The organism is Alloalcanivorax dieselolei B5, assembly GCF_000300005.1.
GTDB lineage: Bacteria > Pseudomonadota > Gammaproteobacteria > Pseudomonadales > Alcanivoracaceae > Alloalcanivorax > Alloalcanivorax dieselolei.
This window is the reverse complement of the sequence record NC_018691.1, coordinates 1,962,485-1,986,718: the sequence shown is the minus strand read 5'-3', so window position 1 is coordinate 1,986,718 and position 24,234 is coordinate 1,962,485. Positions and strand designations below refer to the sequence as shown.

At 63.1% G+C, this 24,234-nt stretch carries 22 protein-coding genes; 8 read left to right on the top strand and 14 right to left on the bottom strand.

The window, feature by feature from the left end; translation table 11 throughout:
- Window positions 1-3 precede the first annotated feature (3 nt).
- The 4 genes from pdhA (at window position 4) to B5T_RS08985 (ending at window position 6,070) form a co-directional block, all read left to right on the top strand.
- Window positions 4-1,017 carry a pyruvate dehydrogenase (acetyl-transferring) E1 component subunit alpha gene (gene pdhA / locus B5T_RS09000; protein WP_014994181.1) on the top strand — a complete coding sequence of 338 codons (1,014 nt, stop codon included), beginning with the start codon at window positions 4-6 and terminating at the stop codon, window positions 1,015-1,017.
- A complete protein-coding gene (locus B5T_RS08995) occupies window positions 1,010-2,017 on the top strand; it encodes an alpha-ketoacid dehydrogenase subunit beta (protein ID WP_014994180.1) in 1,008 nt (335 codons plus the stop codon). The genes pdhA and B5T_RS08995 overlap by 8 nt, the downstream gene beginning before the upstream one ends.
- Window positions 2,018-2,192: 175 nt before the next feature.
- Complete coding sequence (locus B5T_RS08990; protein ID WP_014994179.1) at window positions 2,193-3,290, top strand: dihydrolipoamide acetyltransferase family protein; 1,098 nt, start codon at window positions 2,193-2,195, stop codon at window positions 3,288-3,290.
- Window positions 3,291-3,595: 305 nt separating this feature from the next.
- The gene (locus B5T_RS08985) at window positions 3,596-6,070 is read left to right on the top strand and encodes a DUF1963 domain-containing protein (RefSeq protein ID WP_014994178.1); all 2,475 of its coding nucleotides are present in this window, start codon (window positions 3,596-3,598) and stop codon (window positions 6,068-6,070) included.
- Window positions 6,071-6,148: 78 nt separating this feature from the next.
- On the opposite strand, the gene B5T_RS08980 is transcribed toward B5T_RS08985, so the two are convergent.
- The 11 genes from B5T_RS08980 to topA form a co-directional block, all read right to left on the bottom strand.
- Window positions 6,149-7,147, bottom strand: a complete 999-nt coding sequence (locus B5T_RS08980; RefSeq protein ID WP_014994177.1) for a hypothetical protein — start codon at window positions 7,145-7,147, stop codon at window positions 6,149-6,151.
- Between the two features lie 287 nt (window positions 7,148-7,434).
- Window positions 7,435-8,439 carry a DUF72 domain-containing protein gene (locus tag B5T_RS08975; protein WP_014994176.1) on the bottom strand — a complete coding sequence of 335 codons (1,005 nt, stop codon included), beginning with the start codon at window positions 8,437-8,439 and terminating at the stop codon, window positions 7,435-7,437.
- Window positions 8,440-8,523: 84 nt separating this feature from the next.
- The gene (locus B5T_RS08970) at window positions 8,524-9,258 is read right to left on the bottom strand and encodes an S-methyl-5'-thioinosine phosphorylase (RefSeq protein ID WP_014994175.1); all 735 of its coding nucleotides are present in this window, start codon (window positions 9,256-9,258) and stop codon (window positions 8,524-8,526) included.
- A gap of 9 nt (window positions 9,259-9,267) precedes the next feature.
- The gene (locus B5T_RS08965) at window positions 9,268-9,831 is read right to left on the bottom strand and encodes a hypoxanthine-guanine phosphoribosyltransferase (protein ID WP_014994174.1); all 564 of its coding nucleotides are present in this window, start codon (window positions 9,829-9,831) and stop codon (window positions 9,268-9,270) included.
- On the bottom strand, window positions 9,815-10,975 hold the full coding sequence (locus B5T_RS08960) for a mechanosensitive ion channel family protein (RefSeq protein ID WP_014994173.1): 1,161 nt from the start codon (window positions 10,973-10,975) through the stop codon (window positions 9,815-9,817). Before B5T_RS08960 ends, B5T_RS08965 begins: the two co-directional genes overlap by 17 nt.
- A complete protein-coding gene (nagZ, locus tag B5T_RS08955; protein WP_014994172.1) occupies window positions 10,972-11,994 on the bottom strand; it encodes a beta-N-acetylhexosaminidase in 1,023 nt (340 codons plus the stop codon). Before nagZ ends, B5T_RS08960 begins: the two co-directional genes overlap by 4 nt.
- A gap of 4 nt (window positions 11,995-11,998) precedes the next feature.
- Window positions 11,999-12,469 carry a L,D-transpeptidase gene (locus tag B5T_RS08950; protein WP_014994171.1) on the bottom strand — a complete coding sequence of 157 codons (471 nt, stop codon included), beginning with the start codon at window positions 12,467-12,469 and terminating at the stop codon, window positions 11,999-12,001.
- Between the two features lie 140 nt (window positions 12,470-12,609).
- The gene (locus B5T_RS08945) at window positions 12,610-13,236 is read right to left on the bottom strand and encodes a TetR/AcrR family transcriptional regulator (protein ID WP_014994170.1); all 627 of its coding nucleotides are present in this window, start codon (window positions 13,234-13,236) and stop codon (window positions 12,610-12,612) included.
- A gap of 71 nt (window positions 13,237-13,307) precedes the next feature.
- A complete protein-coding gene (locus tag B5T_RS08940) occupies window positions 13,308-14,333 on the bottom strand; it encodes a CNNM domain-containing protein (RefSeq protein ID WP_014994169.1) in 1,026 nt (341 codons plus the stop codon).
- Between the two features lie 12 nt (window positions 14,334-14,345).
- Entirely contained in the window at window positions 14,346-14,873 is a 528-nt protein-coding gene (locus B5T_RS08935) for a hypothetical protein (protein WP_014994168.1), read from the bottom strand.
- A gap of 23 nt (window positions 14,874-14,896) precedes the next feature.
- Entirely contained in the window at window positions 14,897-17,623 is a 2,727-nt protein-coding gene (gene topA, locus B5T_RS08930; protein ID WP_014994167.1) for a type I DNA topoisomerase, read from the bottom strand.
- Window positions 17,624-17,918: 295 nt separating this feature from the next.
- Here topA and B5T_RS08925 point away from each other — a divergent pair, with 295 nt between their 5' ends.
- Window positions 17,919-18,377 carry a universal stress protein gene (locus B5T_RS08925; protein ID WP_014994166.1) on the top strand — a complete coding sequence of 153 codons (459 nt, stop codon included), beginning with the start codon at window positions 17,919-17,921 and terminating at the stop codon, window positions 18,375-18,377.
- Between the two features lie 71 nt (window positions 18,378-18,448).
- On the opposite strand, the gene B5T_RS08920 is transcribed toward B5T_RS08925, so the two are convergent.
- The gene (locus tag B5T_RS08920; protein ID WP_014994165.1) at window positions 18,449-19,111 is read right to left on the bottom strand and encodes a cyclic nucleotide-binding domain-containing protein; all 663 of its coding nucleotides are present in this window, start codon (window positions 19,109-19,111) and stop codon (window positions 18,449-18,451) included.
- A gap of 418 nt (window positions 19,112-19,529) precedes the next feature.
- Between B5T_RS08920 and lexA the strand changes: the two genes are divergently transcribed.
- The 3 genes from lexA to B5T_RS08905 all read left to right on the top strand — a co-directional run bounded on the left by lexA (window position 19,530) and on the right by B5T_RS08905 (window position 21,726).
- Entirely contained in the window at window positions 19,530-20,144 is a 615-nt protein-coding gene (gene lexA, locus B5T_RS08915; RefSeq protein ID WP_014994164.1) for a transcriptional repressor LexA, read from the top strand.
- 356 nt (window positions 20,145-20,500) lie between these two features.
- A complete protein-coding gene (locus B5T_RS08910; protein ID WP_014994163.1) occupies window positions 20,501-20,899 on the top strand; it encodes a DUF1499 domain-containing protein in 399 nt (132 codons plus the stop codon).
- A 2-nt stretch (window positions 20,900-20,901) separates the two neighbouring features.
- Window positions 20,902-21,726, top strand: a complete 825-nt coding sequence (locus B5T_RS08905; RefSeq protein WP_041716959.1) for a TatD family hydrolase — start codon at window positions 20,902-20,904, stop codon at window positions 21,724-21,726.
- 99 nt (window positions 21,727-21,825) lie between these two features.
- Here B5T_RS08905 and B5T_RS08900 read toward each other — a convergent pair whose 3' ends face one another.
- The gene (locus B5T_RS08900; RefSeq protein WP_014994161.1) at window positions 21,826-22,062 is read right to left on the bottom strand and encodes a glutaredoxin family protein; all 237 of its coding nucleotides are present in this window, start codon (window positions 22,060-22,062) and stop codon (window positions 21,826-21,828) included.
- On the bottom strand, window positions 22,059-24,170 hold the full coding sequence (gene rlmKL, locus B5T_RS08895) for a bifunctional 23S rRNA (guanine(2069)-N(7))-methyltransferase RlmK/23S rRNA (guanine(2445)-N(2))-methyltransferase RlmL (RefSeq protein ID WP_014994160.1): 2,112 nt from the start codon (window positions 24,168-24,170) through the stop codon (window positions 22,059-22,061). The genes B5T_RS08900 and rlmKL overlap by 4 nt, the downstream gene beginning before the upstream one ends.
- Between the last annotated feature and the right edge of the window lie 64 nt (window positions 24,171-24,234).

Here is a 24,234-nt window from a genome sequence, read left to right as displayed (position 1 = left end):
GCTATGAGAACCGACCATGACAACCGCCGGGTGGCGGGCTACAAGACCATGGCGTTGATCCGTCACTTCGATAAAAAAGCGGTGAACCTGCAACGCACCGGGCGGCTGGGCACCTACGCCTCCTGCCTGGGCGCCGAAGCGATCGGCACCGCCGCCGGGCTGGCGCTGACCCGGGACGATTACTTCGTGCCCTACTACCGCGACCATGCCACGCTTTATCTGCGCGGCGTGCCGCTGCACCAAATCCTGCAGTATTGGGGCGGCGACGAACGCGGCAACGCCTTTCCCGCCGACAGCGACGCCCGCCGCGACCTGCCCTACTGCGTACCCATCGCCACCCAGTTGACCCAGGCCGCCGGCATCGCCAGCGCCGCCAAGCTGCGCCACGAGCACGCCGCGGTGCTCGCCACCTGCGGCGACGGCGCCACCTCACGGGGTGATTTTTACGAAACACTCAACGTGGCCGGCGTTTGGCAACTGCCGCTGGTGGTGCTGATCAACAACAATCAGTGGGCCATCTCCGTGCCCCGAGGGCTGCAGACCGCCTGCGCCAGTCTGGCCGACAAGGCGGTGGCCGCCGGCATCCCCGGCGTGCAGGTGGACGGCAACGACCTGGATGCCCTGCTCGAAGTACTGGACGACGCCCTTGAGCGGGCCCGTGCCGGCAAGGGCGCCACTCTGATCGAAGCGATCAGCTACCGGCTCAGCGATCACACCACCGCCGACGATGCCAGCCGCTACCGCAAGGCCAGTGACCTGCACCGGGCCTGGCAGAACGAGCCGGTGCGGCGCCTGCGCGACACCCTGGCCGAGGCCGGTCTGTGGGACGCGCAGCGGGAAACCGACTGGCAACAACAGTGCGAGCGCACCGTGGAAGAGGCCATCGACACCTATCTGAATCTGCCCCCGGCCCCGGCCACCGACATGCTCGATTACCTTTACGCGGAATTACCCGCCGCCCTGCGCGATCAACGCAGCGCCCTGGCGGCGGTGGACCAGGAGGTGCGTCATGGCTGAACTGCAAACCCACAGCGCCCACGCCGTACCGATGAATCTGCTGGAAGCGGTCAACCGCGCCCTGGCGCGGGCCATGGCCGAGGATGACAGCGTGGTGCTGCTCGGCGAGGACATCGGCACCAACGGCGGCGTGTTCCGCGCCACCGAGGGACTCAAGCAACAATTCGGCTGCCGCCGGGTGATGGACACGCCGCTGGCGGAGAACCTGATCGCCGGCCTGGCCGTGGGCATGGCCAGTCAGGGGCTCAAACCGGTGGCGGAGATCCAGTTCATGGGCTTCATCTACGCTGCCCTGGAGCAGATCCTCAGCCACGCCGCCCGTTTGCGCAACCGCACCCGCGGCCGGCTCAGCTGCCCGCTGGTGATACGGGCACCCTACGGCGGCGGCATTCACGCGCCGGAGCACCACAGCGAAAGCACCGAGGCGTTATTTGCTCATATCCCCGGCCTGCGTGTGGTGATGCCGTCCTCCCCGGCCCGCGCCCACGGCCTGCTGCTGGCCGCCATCCAGTGTCCGGACCCGGTGATCTTCCTGGAGCCGAAGCGGCTGTACCGGCTGAAACGGCTGCCGGTGGTGGCGGACGGCGATCCCCTGCCGCTGGATACCTGTTTCACCCTGCGCACTGGCGACGATCTCACCCTGATCAGCTGGGGCGCGGCCATCCACGAAACCCTGGGCGCCGCCGATCAACTGGCGGCGGACGGCATCAACGCCGAAGTGATCGACGTGGCCTGTCTCAACCCATTGGACCGGGATACCCTGGTGGCATCGGTGAGCCGCACCGGCCGTGCCGTGATTGTTCATGAAGCCCCCGGGCACGGCGGCATGGGTGCTGAAATCGCCGCCACCCTCGCCAACCAGGCGCTGCTGCACCTGCGCGCTCCGGTGGAGCGGGTCACCGGCTACGATTGTCCGATGCCCTATTTTCAACTGGAGCAGCATTATCTGCCGGATGAGGAACGGATCGTGGCGGCGGCGAAACGGACGCTGGCGTATTGATGAGGTGCTTGCACGCAGCACGCCAACACGCTGACACGCTAAAAGACCGGGTAGTCTGATCGTCTCCCCGCTCTCCAAGCGAACCCGCCAGGAATGGACCCGCGACCTGGCAAGTATGGCGTGATAGCGTGCAAGCGTGCTGCGTGCAAGCGCAACTGACCAAGGAGCACACCCCATGAGCTACTTCACCCTGCCGGATCTGGGCGAAGGCCTTCAGGAAGCGGAAGTGATCGAATGGCATGTCCAGGAAGGCGATGAAGTGAACGTGGACCAGGTGCTGCTGAGCGTGGAGACGGCCAAGGCCATCGTCGATATTCCGGCGCCCAAGGCCGGTGTCGTTGCCCGCCGCTTTGTCGCCGAAGGCGATCTGGTGCACACCGGAGAGCCGCTGCTGGCCTTCGAGGGCGAGGAGGACACCAGCCAGAGCGTGGTGGGGGAACTGGCCAGTGAACAGGACGGCGACCGTGATGACTTTATCATCGGCGCCGCCGCCGGCAGCCAGGGCGGCCCTGGCGCGGCGCCGGCGATCCGCGCCCTGGCCCAACATCTCGGCGTGGATCTGCAACGCCTCAAGGGCAGCGGCCCCGGCGGCACCATCACGCTCAATGATGTGCAGCAACACGCCAGACTGAAACAAAGCCACGGTGACAGCACCCCGCTCAAAGGGGTCGCCCGCAGCATGGCCAAAACCATGGCCAGCGCCGGCCAACAGGTGGTGCCGGTGAGTCTGTTCGACCAGGTCAGCATTCATCATTGGGCCGCCGGCACCGACATCATGCTGCGCCTGATCCGCGCCATCGTCGCCGGCTGCCGGGCGGAACCAGCGGCCAACGCCTGGTTTGACGGCGATCAACTGAGCATGCGCAAAGTGGAAAAGATCGATCTGGGGATTGCCGTGGATACCCCGGACGGCCTGTTCGTGCCGGTGCTGCGCGACGTCGCTAACCGGGATGACGACGATCTCCGCGAAGGCCTCGACCACCTGCGCCGGGATGTGGAACAGCGCAAGATCCCGCCGAAGGAACTGCAAGGGGCCACGCTGTCACTGAGCAACTTCGGTACGCTCGGCGGCCGTTTCGCCACGCCCGTGGTGGTCCCCCCACAAGTGGCCATTGTCGGTGCCGGCAAGGCCTTCACCCAGCCCGGATTCAACAACGGCGAGGTATTCGAGGACAAACAACTGCCGCTATCGCTGACCTTCGATCACCGGGCCCTGAACGGCGGCCAGGCGGCGCGCTTTCTCGCGGCCCTGCTGCAATCGCTGGCAAACTAGAGCGATATCGCGGTCCGTGGACCACTGGTGTCCCACAATTCGCTAGCACGCTTACACGCAACACGCTGGCACGCCAAACCCAAAAAACCCTCTTGCCGACCTTGGGGACATGGATTCAGATGAAAGACGTCATCCCGGGTCACACAACGGTGCTTAGAGCACCGCTTGGGCGCCAGGGCGCCCAAGCCCGGGATGACCGGGTGTTTTCAAAGCGTGTTAGCGTGACGGCGTGTTGCGTGTAAGCGACCTGCCCATACCCCAAAAATGCCGCAGCCTCATCAACCAGGGAGAGAGGTTTAAAGAGCATGGCGCACATCGAAACCCGCACTTTCTCAATCGAGATCCCCGGCCAGTTCGGATTCGTCCGCCCATTATGGGAAAGTGTGCGGGCGGAATATGAAACCGATGACGACATCGTGATGATCAACGCCGGCGTCGACGATGACCATCTACTGAGCCAACATCACGGCGATCATTTCGCCACGCGATTCCGGGAATATTGTCTATCCCGGCGGGGTCAGGTGGAGATCACCGCCGAATACTCCCTTACCGTGCACGGCCGCGCCGCCCGAGTGATCACCGCGCGGAACGGTCAGGGGGATGCGTTTTACTTCACCGGTATCGAGATGGACGCTGGCCATCACTTCGAACTGACCGGTGATTGCCTGGTTACAGAGGAAAGGATCTGGTTCCCATTGTTCGAGCAGACGCTGATGAGTGTCCAACTTTTCGGTGATCCCGCCGCCGCGCTCGCCGACCAGAGACAAGGCGTGGAGGCCCTGCTCGCCCGACCTCAGTCCAAAACGCGCGAAGAGGCCACCCCCGATCCACCGCCATTCAACGTGCCCGCGGATCACCGCGAGTACTTCGATATCGATGATCACGGCTTCGACTTTCTGCCGGAAAGCGAATATTACATCAGCGCCCACGGCCACACCGGCGGCGATCTGATGATCGACCTAAAGGCCCGGGCGCGAGACCATGATGACGCCGTTCATGGCGCCTTTCTCAACGACTATGACGACGGTGAGATCGCCCTGCGCTTTTCCCTGAATGGCATCTATCACCCTGATGCGCCACAAGGCCGGATTAGCTTCGATGCGGATCGGGATACCGCTGGCGCCGCTTACCTGTGGAAAGACGGCTTCCATTACAGCATCGAGCTGTACGGCGAGCTGACTCTGATCGACGGCTGGGTGGGCTTCGAGGGCTACCTGCGTGACGACCTTGAAAAACGAAGTCATAAGTTAAGGATCGCCAAGCGCCTGCCACTGGAACAGTTGGACTGGCATCACTACCGTTTCACCGCCATGGCGGAATTACGGCAAGCGCCGAAAACCCTGCCCCGTCATGTGTCGCTGAGCAACCTCACCGGCGCGGACTTGCCCCCGGGCCTGTTCGGCTATACTTCGCTGGAATCGCTCACCGTGCAATACAACCCGGCGGATCGGAGCGCCGATGGTCTGCGTGCATTACCCGACGACATCGCCCGGCTGCGCCATCTGCACACCCTGTATTTGAGCAATGCGCGGGCTCTCCACGGCCTGCCCCCGGCGCTGGCGACCTTGCCCGAGCTGGAGCGTCTTATGGTCAGCGGCAGCGGTATCACCGCCATAGCCGATGGGATCCTGGATTTACCGAAGCTGAACACCTGTCTGCTCGACGGCAACCCGTTGGAGCGGCTTCCCGACACCTTCTCGCCCAGCCTGCGCAGCCTGTCTCTGGCGGGCAACAAGCTCACCACGATACCCGCCGCCCTGGCCGCGCTACCCGAATTGCGTCATCTGGATCTTCAGGGCAACCCTTTGAGCGACTTGCCGCAAGACCTGCGGGATCTGCCGGGCCTGAAGCTGGAACTGGAGAAAAAGCAGGCGCTGTTCGACTATCGTTACCCGGGCGCCGACGGGCTCGGTACCGTGCCTTTCGACAAGCGTCTTTTCCTCGCCCGCCACGACGAAGCCCTCAACACGCTATTGGCGCAGGCTTTGTGCGACGAGCAATGGGCGCCGTATCGACACGACCTGATCAACCTGGCCCGCCGGACCGTGGCACTGGCCACCAGCGAAGCGGATGATTACAGCGAGGTCGGCAATACCCGCTTCGGCGGGCTGCCGGACCTGCCAGCGGGCGAGCCCTACCCGAGGTTGCACGGCGACGACAGCCCTGGCTATCAGTTCATCGCTCAACTCAATTGCGGAGAACTGGCCCCGTATCAGGACTATTTGCCCCGTAGCGGCCTGCTGTCTTTCTTCATCAGTGATCAGGAAAATCCCCGGGCGCTGGTGCGCTATCACTGCGGCCCCGTTTCAACGCTGCGTTCCGCCGCCGACCTGAACCTGACCGACGACGACATCGGTGACGACCACGGTCTCTACTCCCCGTTTCGGGCCCGGGCTGGCCTGAGCGTCAGCCTGCCGCACTTCTATTCCGATCAGGACTACTATCGCGACGCGCCCTCCCTGGCGCCACTGGAAGACCAGTTCGAATTGACCGAAACATTGACCGAAACATTGAAAAACGCGCTCATCGAGGCCGCCACCGTTCCGCCGGTGCATGCCGTCAACAGTTTCGTGTTCAAGCAGCACGACACCCCGGAAATCGAAGCCGCCCTGGCTCTGGGGGGCGAACAGGACGACTTCATGGTGCTATTGCGGGTCTCCTCCGACAACAACCCCGGATTCTGCTTCTGGGATGCCGGGGAAATTTATTTCGTGATTCATAAGAGCGATCTGGCCAAAGCGGATTTTGCCAACGTCTATTGCGGACTGGAGAGCAGTTGATGTTCGATTCCATCGATGGCGGTCTACCAACAAACCTGATCCCCGCCGATGCGCCGGGCAGTGACGATCCGATTGCCTTCATCCCCTCCCGTTCAACCAATCCTGGATCAAACGGCCGGCGGAGCGCTTGCGGCCCGCGCGGACGTCCGCCTGAGTGATATCGTAAGCGATGCCGTGCCGCTCCCGTAACGCCCGCAACCAATCCGGAAAGCGCGCCAGGTTTCCCGCGCCGAGCCCGTCCATGTCCATGTCATTGCGCAGTATCCCTTTGCACCGCTCACTGAAATGACGGCCTGTGGCGTCGATAATACGAATATCCCAATCCAGGTCCGGCTCCGGCATCAGGGTCAATGCCAGATTCGGTGGCCGCCAGCTCAAACCGTCGGTGCCTTCCTGCGCAAGCCGTATGCTCACCTGCCAGTCCTCGTCGGGATCAAACGGCAAATTCAGAGAGCGTGCCAGCGTCGCGCTCTCGGTGGCTTCCCGGCGGGTCTGGTACAGGTCGGCAAGCCGCCCGGCCAATCGGCGAAAGTCCTCTTCCTCCGGCGTGCAATACTCCAGCACTGCCTGAACCGTTTTATGCAGTATGTCCATATGAGTCTCCCGGTTGGGAAACGCCATATCACCATCGAGCATGTCGCCGACCAGATCAGCACGCACTTCCGGACTCAGCAATGCCGTCAATACCATGGCCCAGAATCGCAGATTCACGGTATTGTAAAGATCATCGCCATAGCGGCGATCGTGGCGATAGCGTAGGTGACGCAACACTTGCAGAATTCGCTCGCCGTCATCGGCAAAAGGAAGAAACTTCGCTTTCTTTTCCCGCTGATTCGGCAACGTGGTGTACTTGCCAAGCTGGGTCACCAGCTTGAGGCGGGCTTTGAGCTCCTTCGCCGTGGACGTTGCGCCAATCGGCAAGGGCCCGTTGTCATCGAAGCCGAACACCAACAGGTTGATATGCCGAGTGCTGCTGTTGGTCGGGTGGCCCTGATCCTGCAACGGCAACACTTGCCGGTAAGCCTCATGCAATAACGGCAGTTCCTTGTTGGCAACCGCCGGGATGCCGCTGGCCACGCGCAGATAATGAAAGTAGAAACGGGTTCTTTGTCCGGCGTCAGAGCCACCGGCAGCCTGGCGGCATGAGGCCTCAATAAATGATGATTGCGCGGCCAGAAACGGCCTTGCCGCTGCTGTTCCAACGCCTCATCTTCATCCGCTATAAACGCCCGGCACAGAGCCTCGATATCCGATTCACTCATTTTGACCACATCCCTTTGTAAACGTCCCTTTGCGCGGAACCTTAACAGAACCGTAGGCGCATTCCCCGATACGGTTCTGCCAAGGAGCCTCTTGCCATTGCATCAAGCCGGCCCGATCCGGGTTTGTACCGCCTCCGCCAGCGCCGCCACTGACAATGGCGAACAGCCTTCCGCTTTATTACTGAGCGTTACGTAAGCCGGTTGCCCCGCGCTCACGGTGCCGGCGATCACCTTTGCCAGGGCAGCGCGGGTCTCCGGGTCCGGGTCCACCAGTCTGTCGAATGGCGAATACTGATCCCGCGCTTTCTCATAACCGTAGGCGCCGTGCTTCAAATTGAGGTTCCAGCGGCATACCAGCGGGCCTGGCCACAGCGCACGAAGAACGGGCAGTTGTTCGGCAATGGGCGGCATCTTGCCGTGGAGTCCGAGGCAATAAGTGGTCCCGGTGTCTTTCAGAGCGTCAACAAACGCCGGAGTGAGCCATTGACGATCGCGCACCTCCACCGCCACTACCGCCTCCGGGCAACGGGCCTTGAGCTCGGAGGTGTTCCGCAACAGCGTATGCAGCCCTTCGATCAGCCGTTCCATTTCATTGAGCCAATGAGAGGGCAAGGGACTGATTTGAAACACCAGCGCCCCCAGCTTGGGCCCGAGCCCGATGCCGGCCGGTTCGATGAATTCGGCCCGGGCGGCCGCCGAATCCAGAAAATCGGGGTTGATCTTCTGCCCCTTGCCGCCGGCGCCACGCAACAGGGCATCGGTCACCCGGCTCGGTGCCTTGACCACGAAGCGGAAATCATCGGGCACCTGCTCCGCGTGATCGATGTACTGGTCCACAGTCAGCGGCCGGTAAAAACCGCGGTCCAGACCCACGGTACGAAACAGCGGGTGTCTGGCGTAGGCGTCCAGTCCTCGACGGGACAGCTGCTCTTCGCTGTAGAGTTTGTCCCAGACCAGCCCGGCCCAGCCTGGATAGTGCCAGGACGAGGTGCCCATTCGGAGCGCCTCCGGCAAATCCGCCGCCAGCGGGAACAGCGACGGCTCCGGCGTGGCCGGCCGTACTTCGGGGGGAATGACATCCTCATCGGGGAAAAGCGAACTCTGCATACGGCACCGACTCAACCAGAGGGAGCGTCCAGTTTTTTCGCTGTCAACTGTCCACTATCAACTGTCAACTCTCCACAACATGGCCTACCAATGCCCGGCCAGATCCGCCAGCACCCGACATACGCCAGCCATGCCATCGTGGATCACGGCTTCGATCTCGGCCATGGTGATCTCGCGGTCGGATTTGCCGGCACCGGGGTTCACCACCAGGGACAGCATGGCATAGGGAATATCCAGTTCCCGGGCCAGAACGGCTTCCGGCATGCCGGTCATGCCGACCACGTCACAGCCGTCGCGCTCCATACGCAGAATCTCCGCCGCGGTTTCCAACCTCGGTCCCTGGGTGGCGCCATAGCAACCGCCGTCCGTCCAGGCCAGGCCACTGACGGCAAGCCGCTCCTTGAGCGCGGCGCGCAGGGCGGCATCAAAGGGCCAGCTGAAATCCACGTGCACCAGCGGCTGGTCCGGATCATCGAACAGCGTCATGTCACGGCCGTGGGTGTAATCGATGATCTGATCCGCCAGTACCAGCGCACCGGTGGGCGCTTGGTCGGTGATTCCGCCCACCGCGTTGACGGCGACAATGGCGCTGGCGCCGGCGTCCTTCAGCGCCACCATATTGGCCCTATAGTTGACCTGGTGTGGCAGCAACGCATGAGGATCCCCATGACGGGCCAGGAACAGCACCTGACGACCGTTGAGCTGCCCTTCCACCACCGGCGCCGAAGGGTCGCCGAAACGGGTGGTCTGGGTCCGGCTGCCGGTGATACGCAGGTTGTCCATGCGCGTCAGGCCGGTACCGCCAATGAATGCCAGCATCACTGTTCCTTATTCTTCCACGGCGAAGATGCCGGGGGCGTTACGCCAATAGCCTTTGTAGTCCATGCCCATGCCGAACAAGTAAAAATCCTCGGCCTCCAGCGCGGTGTAATCGGCTTTCAGACCCGGCCGCGCCTTGCGGTCGTGCACCTTGTCCACCAGCACGCAGGTTTTCACATTATTGGCCCCCTGGGCGTAGCAGGCATCGACGATCGCCAGCAAGGTGGAGCCGACATCAAGAATATCGTCGAGGATGATCACGTCGCGGCCGGACAAACTGGCGCCCGGAGTGACGATCCATTCCACCTCCCCGCCCTGGGTGTCTCCCAGGTAACGGGAAGCGTGCAGATAGTCCATTTCCAGCGGGAAATCCAGCCGCGTAAGCAAATGCCCGGCGAAGATCATGCCGCCGTTCATGATGGTGACGAACAACGGAAAACGCTCGCTGCAGTCCTCGGTAAGCTGAATCGCCAGTTTGGCGATGGCCGCTTCCACCTGATCCTGGGAGTAGAGCTGGCGCGCATCGCGGCGCACCTGCATCAACTCCTGCTTTACCTCATCCGCGATGGGCATGCTGTGCCTCCTCGGCAGCCGGCGCCGACGGGGTATCCTGTTGATCGTCATCGCTGACCATGTGCAGAGTACGGGTCGGGAAGGCGAACTCGGCGTCATGCTGCTCGACGATCTCCATGATCTTCATCAGCACATCCTGCTTGATCTCATGGAAACGCACCCAGTTGGTGGTTTTGGTGAAGGTATAGATGAAGAATTCGATGTGCGAAGCGCCATAGGTATCGAAATTGACGATCAGAGTACGGGCGTCGGTTTCGATGTCATCGTGATCGATCAGCATTTGCCGGACCTCGGCGACAATCGCCGGCATTTTCCGCCAGTCCTGATAGCGGATACCGATCTTCTCGTTGATCCGCCGGTTGAACATGCGCGCCGGGTTCTCCAGCACGATGGTGGTGAACAACGAGTTGGGAATGTACAGCGGCCGCTGATCGAAGGTGCGGATGCGAGTCAGCCGCCAACCGATGTGTTCCACCGTCCCTTCGATGGTCCGGTCCGGCGAGCGTACCCACTCCCCCACTTTGAAGGGCTTGTCCATGTAAATCATCATGCCGCCGAAAAAGTTGGCGAGCAGATCCTTGGCGGCGAAGGCCACCGCCATACCGCCGATACCGCCGAAGGCAAGCACCCCGGATACGCTGTAGCCCAGCGCCTGCAAGATGATCAGCACCGAGGTGATGATCACCGACACTCGCAGCAACTTGGACACCGCCGCCGCGGTGGTGCTGTCCATGGGTTTCTTCATCCGGCCGGGATCGGTCAGGTTACGCTCGACGCCGGTGATCAGGCGATTGAAAAACATGGCGATGATGGCGATGAACGCCACCCGGCGGACCATGCCCACATGCTCGAACAAGGCGCTTTCGGAAACGTCATAAAGCATCTCCGCCGCCACCGACAAGCCAACGACCCAGGTCACCAGCCGTAACGGCAGCCGCAACGCCTCGATCAGCACGTCGTCCCATGTGCTGGCGGTCTTCTTGCCCAGCACGGTGAGGATGTCCAGCACCCGCATCATCATGAAGTTCAGCGATACGGTGCAAAATACCACCACGAACACCTGCGTCAGCCAGATGATCGTCTGTGTTTCCGGGCCGGGCCACTGGAGCAACAGGTTCCAGTTCAGCAGGGCCTCCCAATTCATGCGCTTTCTCCTGACAATTGTTCGGCAAGGTCACAGGCCCGCTGGCGGCGGACCGGGCTCATGGGCCGGCGTGGGCGCGCCCGCAGGGCGCTGGCCGGTACTACTTTCGGCAGCGATTGCTGCTCCAGCCAGGACAGCACCGTGAGGGCACCGGCGCGATCGTTGCACACCAGCACCATGTCGCAACCGGCGTTCAGTGCCACCTCCGCCCGCTGTGCGTAATCCCCGGCGGCGGCGGCGCCGGCCATGGTCAGGTCATCAGAGAAGATCACGCCACGGAAACCCAGCTCCTCGCGCAGCACCTTCTGCAACCAATAGTGGGAAAATCCGGCGGGCTGGGCATCCATGGCCGGATAGCGCACATGGCCCGGCATGATGCCGTCCAGGCGTGAGGCCAAGGCCCGGAACGGAGCCAGATCGGCGTCCATCTCTGACAGACCACGCGGATCTTCCGGCAGTTCCAGGTGGGAGTCCGCCTGCACATGACCGTGACCGGGAAAATGCTTGCCGGTGGCGCACATGCCCGACCTCTGCATACCGTCCAGGAAGGCATCCGCCAGGGTGATCAGGGTGTCCACATCATCGCTGAAACAACGATCGCCGATCATTGAATTGCGCTGATAGTCCAGGTCCAGTACCGGGGCGAAGCTGATGTCGATATCCACGGCGCGCACTTCGTCGGCCATCAATTCGCCCAACAGTTCCGCCGCCTGGCGCCCCTCCTCGGCATTCTTCAGGTACAAACGGCCGAGACTGGCCATCGGCGGCAGCCGGGTAAAACCCTCGCGCAGGCGCTGCACTCGCCCGCCTTCCTGGTCCACGGCGATCAGCAATTCCGGCCGCAGCGCCCGCATGGACGCCACCAGATCGCGCACTTGCAGCGGGTCCTGATAATTACGGCTGAACAAAATCACCCCGCCGACGGCGGGATGAACGAGTAAATCGCGCTCCTCACTGGTGAGCGCGACGCCTTCCAGATCCAGCATCAGCAGAGGCTGGGTGTTATTGGCCTGATTCATGTGATTACTCGGTGATGGAGACCGCGCACCCCAATGGCACGCGGTCGAACAAATCGATGACGTCGGCGTTACGCATGCGGATACAACCGTGGGAGGCGGGTTGCCCCATGGGCTCGTGGTCCGGCGTGCCGTGAATATAAATAAAGCGCCGGAAACTATCCACGTCACCGCCCTGGTTTTTACCCGCTTCCAGCCCACCGAGCCAGAGGATCCGGCTGAGTATCCAGTCCCGTTCAGGCTCCGCCGCGGCCTGTTCCGGCGTCAGGATCTCGCCGCTGAAGCGGCGCCCGCGAAACACCGCGCCCACGGGAAGCCCCTCGCCGATACGGGCACGGACCAGATGTTCCCCACGGGGCGTGCCGTTACTGCCGCTGCGCTCATCGGCGCCGACCGCCGCGGTGGAAACCGGATAACGACGCTGGCCGGCGCCATCGAGGGTCAGGGTCTGATCGGCAAGGGAAATAGTGATGTGCATAGGACCAACAAGGGGAAGTTGACAGTTGATAGTGGACAGTTGACAGCGAAAATCAAAAAAACGATCCAGGACACAGGTCCACGGGGTTGTCTTTTCGGTTTTAACTGTCAACTATCAACTGTCAACTATCAACTGTCTTTTCAGTTGCCTTTTATCCCGCCCACCACGAAGGGCAGCAGGTGCTGGGCGATGTCGCTGGCGGACACCGAGCGGTTGAAATCCTTCTTGCTGATCGTCTGCAAGGACTCCATGCCGGAGAGCGTGAAGATCACCGCTCCCAGACTGAAGTGCACGCGCCAGAACAGCTCCACCGGCGGCACATCCGGCGCGGTGCGGCGCAGCAAGGTGGTGAACTGGTTGAAGACATCGCCGTAATGCTTGCGCAGATAGGCGCGCAGATGATCCTGGGGCTGGCTATAGGCCTGGCCGGCGAGGCGGAAGAAGATCATGGCGCGGCGCGGCTCCTCGGTGCCGGAACCCAGCGCCAGCCGCGACGCCACGGTCAACAGCCGCTCCAGACTGAGCGGATCGTCGTCCAGTTCCAGCTCCCGCAATTTGACCGACAGCGCCTGGCAGAACGGCGTCAAATAGCGCTCGAACACCGCCTGAATCAGTGCTTCCTTGGAGCCGAAATGGTAGTTCACCGCCGCCAGATTGACACCGGCCTTGCCGGTAATGGCGCGCAGGCTGGTTTCCGCGAACCCCTTCTGGGCAAACAACACTTCCGCCGTGTCGAGGATGCGGCGAACGGTATCGGATTGGGACATGGGAACCTGCCAGGATCGAAGCAAACGTTTGAAACATACGTTTGGCGGCGATCAGCGTCAAGCAGGGACCGCTATTCCGGGGCGCCCTTGCGTTTGAGTTTGCGGCTCCAGCGCTGGCGGGCATAGTGGCGCAAATTGGCCACATTGTCGGTTTCGTCCATGATCTCCTGGCCGAGGATGGTTTCAATGATGTCTTCCATGGTGACCAGACCCACCCAGGTTCCCAGATCGTCGTAGACCAGGCCCAGGTGTTGCCGGTCACGCAGCATCTCACCAAACACCGCCTCGATATTGGTGTCGGTGCGGAACAAGGCCATGGCACGGGCCAGCTCGCCCACGGTGCGCTCGTCCGCCACTTCCAGCAGGTCGCTTTTGTGCACATAGCCAACCGCTTCGTCCTTGTCATTGAGCACCGGATAACGGGAAAAAGGCGTGGACACCAGGTGATGGCGCACCTCGGCCACGGTCTGTTCCGGGCGCAGCGATTCCACCACCGTGCGCGGGGTCATCACCTTGTCGACCCTGATTTCATGGAGACTGAGAATATTGGCGATGACCCGGCGCTCACCCTCATCCAGCGCCTGCTGTTCGTGGCCGATGGACGCCATCGCCTTCAACTCCGCCCTGATGTCGGTATCCGGCTCGCCGTCGCCGATCCGCCGGGTGATCATTTTCGATAACCACACGAACGGCTTGAGCACCCAGATCATGACATTGAGCACCGGCGGCAGCAGCGGCGCCAGGGCACGCCAGAATTTGGCGCCGATGGTCTTCGGAATAATCTCGGAGACGATCAGGATGGCCAGGGTCATGACCGCCGAGGCCACCCCCAGCCAGGTTTCCCCGAACAGCACCGCCACCTGGGCGCCGACCCCGGTGGCGCCGGCGGTATGGGCGATGGTATTGAGCGTGAGAATGGCCGCCAGTGGGTCGTCGATATCGTCCTTGAGGTGCCGCAGGCGTTCAAACAGCTTGGGGTTGTCGTCCTTGAGACCGGCGATATAGCTGGGCGTAATGGACAACAGAGCGGCTTCCAGAATCGAGCAGAGGAACGAGAACCCCAAAGCGACGGCGGCGAAGATGATCAGTAACAGCATGGCGCTCCCCGCTTACCATTCGTCCATATAAGTACCGAACAAACCGAGCAATTCCTCCACCCGGTCGGCCGCCTTTTGCAAACGCTCCAGGTCACCATCGGCCAAGGGCGCATAAGGATCCTCGGCGCGCAGAGCCAGGGCGTTGGTATCACCGGGAGGCGTGGCCCGGCGCGCCAGACCGGCGGCGCCCACCGCCGCGCGCAGCTCCAGATCCAGCCAGCATACCGGATCGGAGCGATCCTGCCGCGCCTGGATCAGCAGTTGCATTTCCGGGGCGCGGACACCGGTATCGGCGAAGGCCCGCTCCAGGGCGGCGAGACTGATCAGGTCATCGTAACCGGGCACCTGGTAGGACTTGGCGGACTGCCGCGCCATGCCCACCAGCACCGAGTAGAGATGAAACACCACCGCGCCGCGCAGCGCCAGACGGTGCCCCATCGGACTGCCGGCCTCGGCCCGCAGTGTCTTGAGCAAGTCGCGGGCGAAGAACAGCCGCTCACGCAGGCCGCTGATTTCGTTTTCCCGCACCATTCGGGACATGGTTATCTCCGGCTATTCGCGGTTCAGGACCGGCGAGCGGCGGCCTTCTTCCTGGCGGCGGTTTTCTTCTTCGCCGCCGCCTTTTTCTTCGGTGCGGCTTTCTTCTCTTCCACTTCCCACTTGCCGTCCCGATAGAAGGCATACCAGCCGGTGGGCTTGCCCTCTTCCTCGGTCATCACATACTGCTCCTTGGCCTTGCGGCTGTAGCGCAGTATCGCCTTGCGGCCCTCGGCGTCCTCGCCGGGCGCTTGCGCGAGATAACGGTGTTTGGGGTCCAGTTGCTCCGCCACGGACTGGATCTCCTCCACCAGCGGCGCCCGCGTTTCCCGGTTCTTGGGGAACTTGCTGGCGGCCAGGAACAGGCCGGAAGCACCGTCGCGCAGCAGGTAGTGATCGTCCACTTTCTCGCACTTGAGATGCGGCATGGGGATCGGATCGGCGCGGGGCGGCGCCGGTTCGCCGTTCTTCAGCAGCTTGCGGGTGTTGCCACAGTCATCATTGGTGCATTTGAAGAACTTGCCGAACCGGCCGGTGCGCAGCTGCATCTCACTGCCGCACTTTTCACACTCCAGGGTCGGACCGTCGTAGCCCTTGATACGGAACTCGCCCTGCTCCACCACGTAGCCGTCGCAATCCGGGTTGTTACCGCAGACGTGCAACTTGCGCTTCTCGTCGATGAGGAAGGATTCCATCGCCGTGCCGCATTTGGGGCAACGCTTCTTGCGGCGCAGTTCCTGGGTTTCCGCCTCGTCATCGTCGGCCCGCACCGCCTCCTCGCCGGGAAGCAGATTGAGCGTGGCGGTGCAGCGCTCCTTGGGCGGCAGGCTGTAACCGGAGCAACCCAGGAAGACCCCGGTGGAACCGGTCCGGATCTGCATCGGACGGCCACAGGTGGGACAGGCGATGTCGGTGTCCGTGGGCAGATTGGCGCGCATGCCGCCCTTGGCCTGCTTGCCACTGCCCTCGCCTTGGGCGGCGTCCAGCTTGGCCTGGAAATCCTGGTAAAAATCGTTGAGCACATCGCGCCAGTGACGTTTGCCCTCGGCGATCTCGTCGAGGGTTTCCTCCATCCGCGCGGTGAAGTTGTAATCCATCAGGTTGGGGAAATTTTCCACCAGGCGATCGGTGACGATGTCGCCCATTTTCTCCGCGTAAAAGCGGCGGCTTTCCTGCCGCACATAACCGCGATCCTGGATCGTGGAAATGATCGAGGCGTAGGTGGACGGCCGGCCGATGCCGCGTTTTTCCAGTTCCTTGACCAGGCTGGCCTCGGTGTAACGGGCCGGCGGCTTGGTGAAATGCTGGGTCGCATCCACCTGATCGATGACCAGCACGTCGCCCTGCTTGAGGTCCGGCAGTACCGTGTCTTCCTGCCCCTTGCGCGCCGCCGGCGGCAGGATCCGGGTCCAGCCGTCGAACTTCATGATGCGGCCCTTGGCCTTGAGTTCGTAGCCGTCCGCCTCGGCGGTCAGCGTGGTGCTCAGGTATTCCGCCGGCGGCATCTGGCAGGCGATGAACTGACGGCGGATCAATTCGTAGAGGCGCTGGGCATCGCGCTCCATGTCCTTGAGCGACTCGGAGGTGCGATTAACGTCGGAAGGCCGGATCGCTTCGTGGGCTTCCTGCGCGCCTTCCTTGCTGGAATAGGACAGCGGTTTCGCCGGCAGATATTTCTCGCCCAGCTTGTCGTCGATCCAGGCCCGGCACGCCGTCACCGCGTCCGCGCTCAGGTTGGTGGAATCGGTACGCATGTAGGTGATATGGCCGGCCTCGTAGAGACGCTGGGCCATCATCATGGTTTTCTTCACCCCGAAGCCCAGACGGGTACTCGCCGCCTGCTGCAGCGTGGAGGTAATAAACGGCGCCGAGGGTTTCGATCGGGTCGGCCGCTCCTCGCGCTGGGAAATGGTCAACTGGCCGGCGCGGCGCAGGGCCTCGCGGTGGCGCTCCGCATCCTCGCCGTTGTTCGGGCGGAAGTTTTCGCCCTGGTGGCGGGCCACCTGCAGACGCAGTTCGTCCGCTTTCTGCTTGCTGTCGTGGGTGTCGGCGTGCAGTTCCCAGAATTCCTCCGGGGTGAACGCACGGATTTCCCGCTCGCGCTCCACCACCAGTTCCACCGCCACCGACTGCACCCGGCCGGCGGACAGGCCGCGGGCGATCTTTTCCCACAGCAGCGGCGAGATCATGAACCCCACCACCCGATCGAGGAAACGGCGCGCCTGCTGGGCTTCCACCCGGCTCATGTCCAGCTTGCCCGGCTCCTGGAAGGCGGCCTGGATCGCTTTCTTGGTGATCTCGTTGAACACCACCCGGTCGAAGCGCTCATCGTCGCCGCCGATCACCTCACGCAGGTGCCAGGCAATGGCCTCCCCTTCGCGGTCCAAGTCAGTGGCCAGATAGATGCGCTCGGCGTTGACGGCCAGGCGCTTGAGTTCATCGATGACCTTTTCCTTGCCGGGCAGGATCTCGTAGTGCGCCTTCCAACCGTGCTCCGGGTCCACCCCCATGCGGTTGATCAGCTGAGACTGCGCTTTCTTCTTTTTATAGGCCTCGCGCTCTTCCTTTGGCAGCGAACGGGTATAGGCCGCCTCCTTGGCCCGTTCCTGGGGCGTGGACTTTTTGCCACCGCCGCTGACCGGCAGATCGCGCACGTGGCCCACACTGGACTTGACGATGAAGTCATCGCCCAAATAGCGGTTAATGGTTTTCGCCTTGGCCGGCGACTCCACAATTACCAGGGACTTACCCATTACGTTCGTCACCCACTACTGAATTACCGAGAAGTCGGTCGATCCGGCCTTCCCCGGCCGGATACGATGTCCAGGCCCCGTTTCGGGGGCCCTCAGGGGCGCCTATTTAGACAGCGGCGCTAACGTCCGGTCAAGCTTCGGGGTGGCACAATCCCTTTTCGGTGCCTCCCGGGGGCCCTGCCCATGGCCTTCCCGCCCGGGCCGGATCGCCCGCCGGGCGGGCCTTGATCAGCATCAATCGACCGCTTCCCGGGAGCGGGCTATACTCGGTGAAAAGCGTTCGAGGGAGATCGCCGTGACTGCTCCGTATCAAAGAATTCTTGTCGCCATCGATTGCAGTGACGAGTCCGCCGACATCCTGTGCCGTGCCGCCGGGGTGCTGGAAGGTAACGCCACCGGCGAGCTGCATCTGATTCATGTGATCGAGCCGCTGGCCCTGGCCTATGGGGCGGATGTGCCCATGGACGTCACCGACCTGCAAAGCGGTCTGGTCAAGCAGGCCCGCGAAACCGCACTGGAATACGCCCGCCAGTACCAGATCGGCGAGGATCGCATCCACGTGGAGCTGGGTTCCATCGAAAAGACCATCGTCGACAAGGCCGATGCCCTGGGCGTGGATCTGATCGTGGTGGGCAGCCACACCCGCAGCGGCCTGGCTCTGCTGCTGGGCTCCACTGCCCGAGGCCTGGTACCCGGCGCCCATTGCGACGTGCTGGCGGTGAAAGTCCAGCGCAAGGACAAGAAATCGGACTGACGGCACCGGCCCGCCTCACCCGTCCGCGAATCATGCGGCAGCCCGGCCACCAGCCCGGCCGGGTCGATCCGTTACGTCATCGCCGGCCCGGCACGAGGGTGGTCGTTCCAGCGGCATAACAGCGCCGCCAGCGCCCGCGCCTGTTCACGCAGCGCCGCCAGTTCCTGTGCGGTTTCCTTCTCGCCGTGATAAACCGGGATCTTGCGCAGGGCCGCTTCCAATTCCGCGTCCGGCGCCGCCAGACGCTGCACCTCCACCGCCCAGCGAATCTGATGCACCAGCATGTGAAACAGCGCCAGGCGCGTTCCAAGACTGAACAGAGCCACCCGCGGCTCATCGAAATCGGCGAACGACAAGCGCGCCAGCACCGCCGGTTTCGCCCGGTCTCCCTCCGCCACTTTTTCCGCCACCTTCAAGGTGGCGCTGCGCGGCGTCGCCAGCAGCAGGGACAAAGCGCCAAACACCTCCCCCGGAGACACCCGGTACACCACTGGCGGCGGTGTGCCCTCACCAAGCACCCACAGCTCTCCACGCAGCAAAAAATAGAGCCCGCGGGCCTCGGCTCCAGCCTGAATCACCACCTCGCCCGGCGCGGCTTCAAGAATCCGGGTCCCGGCCAGCAGCAAGGCTCGCTGGTCGGCATCGTCACGGGACACTTCATTGAAAAACGGCACGCCGGAAAGTAACGACTCCACCCGCGCCTGCTGAGAACGTTGCCACTCGGCCTGCTTCATTTCTCCCCCAATCGCCGCAGCCCCACCATTCGCTGAAATGGCTGCTGTAGGAGCTTGCCCTGCAAGCGAATTCTTGGAATGCAGCGCTATTCGCTTGCAGGGCAAGCTCCCACAGTGGCTCCGTAGCCCCTCCGCGGGAAGCGGCTTTAGCAGCGAATACAGCGGCACGATGACGCCTCCCCCCCGGGAAGCGCCGAGCGCATAGCCTAGCTTGGATGGCCGTGCAAGGCGAGCGGAGAGCGCCTTGCAACAACATCGGGGATGACAAAAACACTGGACATATTATACTGTTCGTATTATCAGTATTCCATTCCCGTCGCCGCAGGGTTTCGCGACGGAACGGAACAGGCGTCCGCGGCGCCGCACCGTCTCAATCCGAGCCGGATACCGCCGCGCCCGGCCACCACAGGAGACCGACATGAGCAGCAAACTGACCCTCCGCCAGCAGCAGGTGCTGGATTGCATCCGTGACTCACAGGCGGACACCGGCATGGCCCCCACCCGGGCGGAAATCGCCGAACGCATGGGGTTCCAGTCCAAGAACGCCGCCTCCGATCACCTGCGGGCGCTGGAGCGCAAGGGCTATATCCGCCTGCACAGCGACCGCTCCCGCGGCATTCAGCTTTTGGAGTCCGCTCTCGGCGACGAGGACGAATTGCCAGTGGTGGGCAAGGTGGCCGCCGGCACCCCGATCGAGGCGGTGGAAAACGTGCAGCGCACGGTACCGGTGCCACGCGGACTGTTTCGTCAACGGCCCACCTACCTGCTCAAGGTGCAGGGGGACAGCATGATCGACGCCGGCATCTTCGACGGCGACCTGATCGCCGTGCGCAAGAGCGAAACGGCCCGTTCCGGTGAAATCGTGGTCGCCCGTATCGGCGAGGAGGTGACGGTGAAGACACTGCGGCTGAACAAATCCGACGCCACTTTGTTACCGGCCAACGAAGACTACGAACCGATCCAGGTGCCCGCGGATCAACTGATCATCGAAGGTGTGTTCGTCGGCCTGATCCGTGATCCGAACTCGCATTAAGTCGCCCCCGAAGAGACAAAATGCATTAGTGCCGGTTAGACTACGCACGCATTTGCGTTTTCTCCATGGCACCTGTGGTCCTGTTGTCGCCACATTGATGGCCAGGGAATGAAAGGCCATGACCTTCCGTAGACGCCATGGAGGCACCATGGGAAGCACCATGAGACGGAGCCTCCATGAACAGGACGGTCAGGACCAAGGATAAGCACAGTGATAACGGCGACATCAGTCGACGTGCCAGGGAGGGTCGGGCGTCCCAGCGGATGCCAAGCGCCGGGGGCGCATCACGGGTTCTCTCACGGCATGTCCGCCGTGTTCTCTGTGCCTGTGGTTTGTTATTGCTGAGTAGCTTTGCCATGAACGATACCCGTTTGCTAGCGCCCTGCCCGTCCTCGCCCAATTGCGTGTCCAGCCTGGCCACGGATGAACGGCATCGGGTGGAACCTCTTCCCGGCTACGCCGATCGTGCCGGCAGTCTCAAACTGCTGAGCGACGTGCTGGCCACCCTGCCCCGTGTCAGTTTTGAGCAGGTTGGGCCAGCCCGCTTGCAAGCCCGTTTCACCAGCCGCGTGCTTCGCTTCGTTGATGACGTCACTTTCTATGTGCACGAGAATGGCGGTATTGAAGTGCGCTCCGCGTCCCGGGTCGGATACTACGATTTCGGCGCCAACCGGCGCCGGGTGGAGGACCTGCGTGAGCGGCTTGAGGAACGGCTGGGCGACCTGACACCGGTTCAGGGGCAAGGCGCCGGATGAGCATGCCGGGATCCACTGAGTGTGAATGGGCGGACATCGGCGTCAACCTCACCGATCGCCAGTTCGCTGACGACCGTGAAGCGGTACTACAACGGGCCCGGCAGGCCGGCGTCAACCGCCTGCTGCTGACCGGCACCAACGTCGAGGAATCCCGGCAAGCGCTGGCGCTGTGCCAACGCTACCCCGATCAGGGCCTGCTCTGTACCGCCGGCCTGCACCCGCATAGTGCCCGCTTCTGTAACGACGAGGTCCTGTCGGAATTACGGGAACTGCTGGAGCAACCGGCGGTGGCGGCGGCTGGCGAGATGGGCCTGGACTTTAATCGGGATTTCTCCCCGCGCCCGGATCAGGAAAAAGCGTTCGAAGCGCAGCTGGCACTGGCCGCCGGGCTGAACAAGCCGGTGTTTTTGCATCAGCGGGACGCCCATGATCGCTTCCTGCCGATGCTCAAGGCCTGGCGGGACCGTTTGCCCGCTGTCGTGGTGCACTGTTTCACCGACCAGCGCCGGCCCCTGTTCGACTACCTGGACCTGGATTGCTTCATCGGCATCACCGGCTGGGTCTGCGACGAACGGCGCGGCCGGGAACTGGCCGAACTGGTGCCGCACATTCCCGGCAACCGGCTGCTGCTGGAAACCGACGCGCCTTACCTGTTGCCACGGGACCTGCCGGAGCCTCCGGCGAAAAAACGACGCAATGAACCCTGCCTGCTGCCCTGGATCGGCGAACGGGTGGCGACCCTGCGGGGCGAAACGACGCAAGCCCTGGCCCAGCAAACCCTGGCCAATACTCTGGCGTTTTTGCAGCGGGATTGGCCGGCGGCCTAGTAGCCGCCGTGGGGGCTTAAATCAAAATCCAATTCGCTTGCAAGGCAAGCTCCTACAGCGGCCTTGTAGCACTCTCCGAATTCATTTCTCCAAGCCCCCTCAGGCCAGCCGTTCCCCCATCAGAAACGCACGCACGTCCAGCAGTCCGAATGGCCAGGCCAGTTCCTGATCCCCCCGGCGCAAGACCGGGATCCGCTCACCGTACCGGGCGATCAAATCGTCGTCCTCGGCGATGTCGACGGCCTCGATGGCCAGCACCGGATCCACGGTCAACAGCATGTCCCGGGCCCGCTCGCACAAATGGCATCCCAAGGTGGTGTAAAGCTTGACGGTCATGGCGTTTCCCCGTGACGGATGGCGAAGCAACGATGCAGCCCGTGGCGGCGGAAGTCCTCCGGGGTGCTCCATTGGGTAAGGTCTTCCACCTGGTACCAGCGACGAATGCTTTCATCCAGCTCGAAACGGCGGAAGTTGCAGGAGAAGTACAAGACACCACCGGGCTCGAGCCGTTTGAGAATACGGCGGATCAATTCGCCGTGATGCTCCTGGACCACGAAGTCCTGGCGGCTTTTGTTATTGGAAAACGTGGGCGGATCACAGAACACCACATCGAACTGTTCGCGGCAGGTTTCCAGCCAGCTCATTACATCCGCCCGCTCCAGCGGGTGAGCGTCACTGGAAAAGCCGTTCAAGGCCAGGTTACAGGCGGCCCAGTCCAGATAACGGCGCGAGGCGTCCACCGTCACCACCCGGCGGGCGCCGCCCACCAGAGCGTGAACACTGGCGGCACCGGTGTAGGCGAACAGATTCAGGACACGCTTGCCGGCGGACTCCTGCGCCAGCCGCAGCCGCATCGGCCGATGATCCAGGAACAGGCCGGTATCCAGATAGTCATTGAGATTCACCAGCAGATGGGCACGCCCTTCGCGTACCACCTTGTACTGGCCTCGGCTGTCCAGCTTCTGATACTGACTGTGCCCCTTCTGCCGCTCGCGGGTGCGCAGATGAACCTGCTCCCGATGCACCGCCAGCGCCGAGCGCACCGCGCTCACCGCCCACTGGCGGCGCTCCTTGGCCTTGTCCGGATCAATCGAGGACGGCGCCTTGAATTCCTGCACCAGCGCCTGATCGCCATAAATATCCACCGCCACGTTGAATTCCGGCAGATCACGGTCATACAGGCGGTACGACTGGATATCCTCGCGCTCCAGCCAGCGGCGCAGGTGTTTGCCGTTCTTGCGCAGCCGGTTCAGCAGCGGCAGCGCCCCTTCCGGCGGCGCGAAGCCGGGCTCCGGCGCCACCCGCAGCGGCGATTCCGGCACCGGCGGCCGTGGCCGGTAGACGCGGATATAGTTCTTCAGCGGCCCGTTGAGCAAGCGGTGCTGGCTTTGCAGTTCCATGCCGCAACGATCCAGAGTGGTGACATCGGTACCCAGCAACACCGCGGTCCAGTTGGGGGCCCTTTGCCCCATCAGGCGGCCAAGACCGGCGTGCAGCCAGGCGGAACGCTCCCGCTCCTCCAGACGCTCGCCCCAGGGCGGGTTGGTCACCAGCAGTCCGGTGTCGCCCAGATCCCGCTGGCGCAGGGCACCCAGCTCGCGCCGCTCCAGGTGCAGCGAGCGGCGCACCCCGGCTCGCTCGGCGTTATCCATGGCGTACTGGATGGCCCGGTTGTCCACGTCGAAGCCCTTCAGCGGCGGCAATGGCAGCGGGTCGTGCAAGGTGGCGGCGGCCTCTTCGCGCAGCCCTTCCCACAGCGCCCGCCGGCACCCGCGCCAGGCCATGAATCCGAAGTCCTGACGCAAGGCGCCGGGCGCCACGCCGCCGGCCATCCAGGCCGCTTCGATCAACAGGGTGCCGCTACCGCAGAACGGATCCAGCAACATGGAAGGACGATCCTGGCGATGCCAGCCACCGGCTCTCAGTACGCCCGCCGCCAGATTCTCGCGCAGCGGCGCGCGGCCACCGGCCAGGCGATAGCCGCGCCGGTGCAGCGGTGTGCCGGCCAGATCCAGCCACAAATGAGCCTGATTCTCGTCCAGACGCCCGCGGACGCAGCACGCCCCCAGTTCACTGTCCGAAACACGCAGTGACGGGGGCAGCGCCCGCGCCAGCCGCCGGGTACTGATGCGGTTGTCGCCGCGTACGCCCTTGCCGTGCTCCAGATTGAGGAACAAGGGCGCCCCAGCCGCCACCAGGGCCGGCCAGTCCAGCGCCGCCGCCAGCGCTTCCGGGGCTTCTTCGGCGCTGATTTCCAGGGTCACCAGCGGCAGCAGCACACGCTCCGCCAGGCGTGACCACAGGCACACCCGCAAGCCGTCTTCCTGACGCCCGTCGATGATGACATGGGCGTTACCGGTCTCTGTTACGGATATGCCCAGCTCCACCAGTTCCTCGGCCAGCAGCGGGGCCAGGCCCGGCAGGCAAGTGGTCACGAACTCCATGGGGAATGCCTCGTCGGTGTCTGCACGAATTGGTGTCTCGAAACAATTATCAACTAAATCAAGG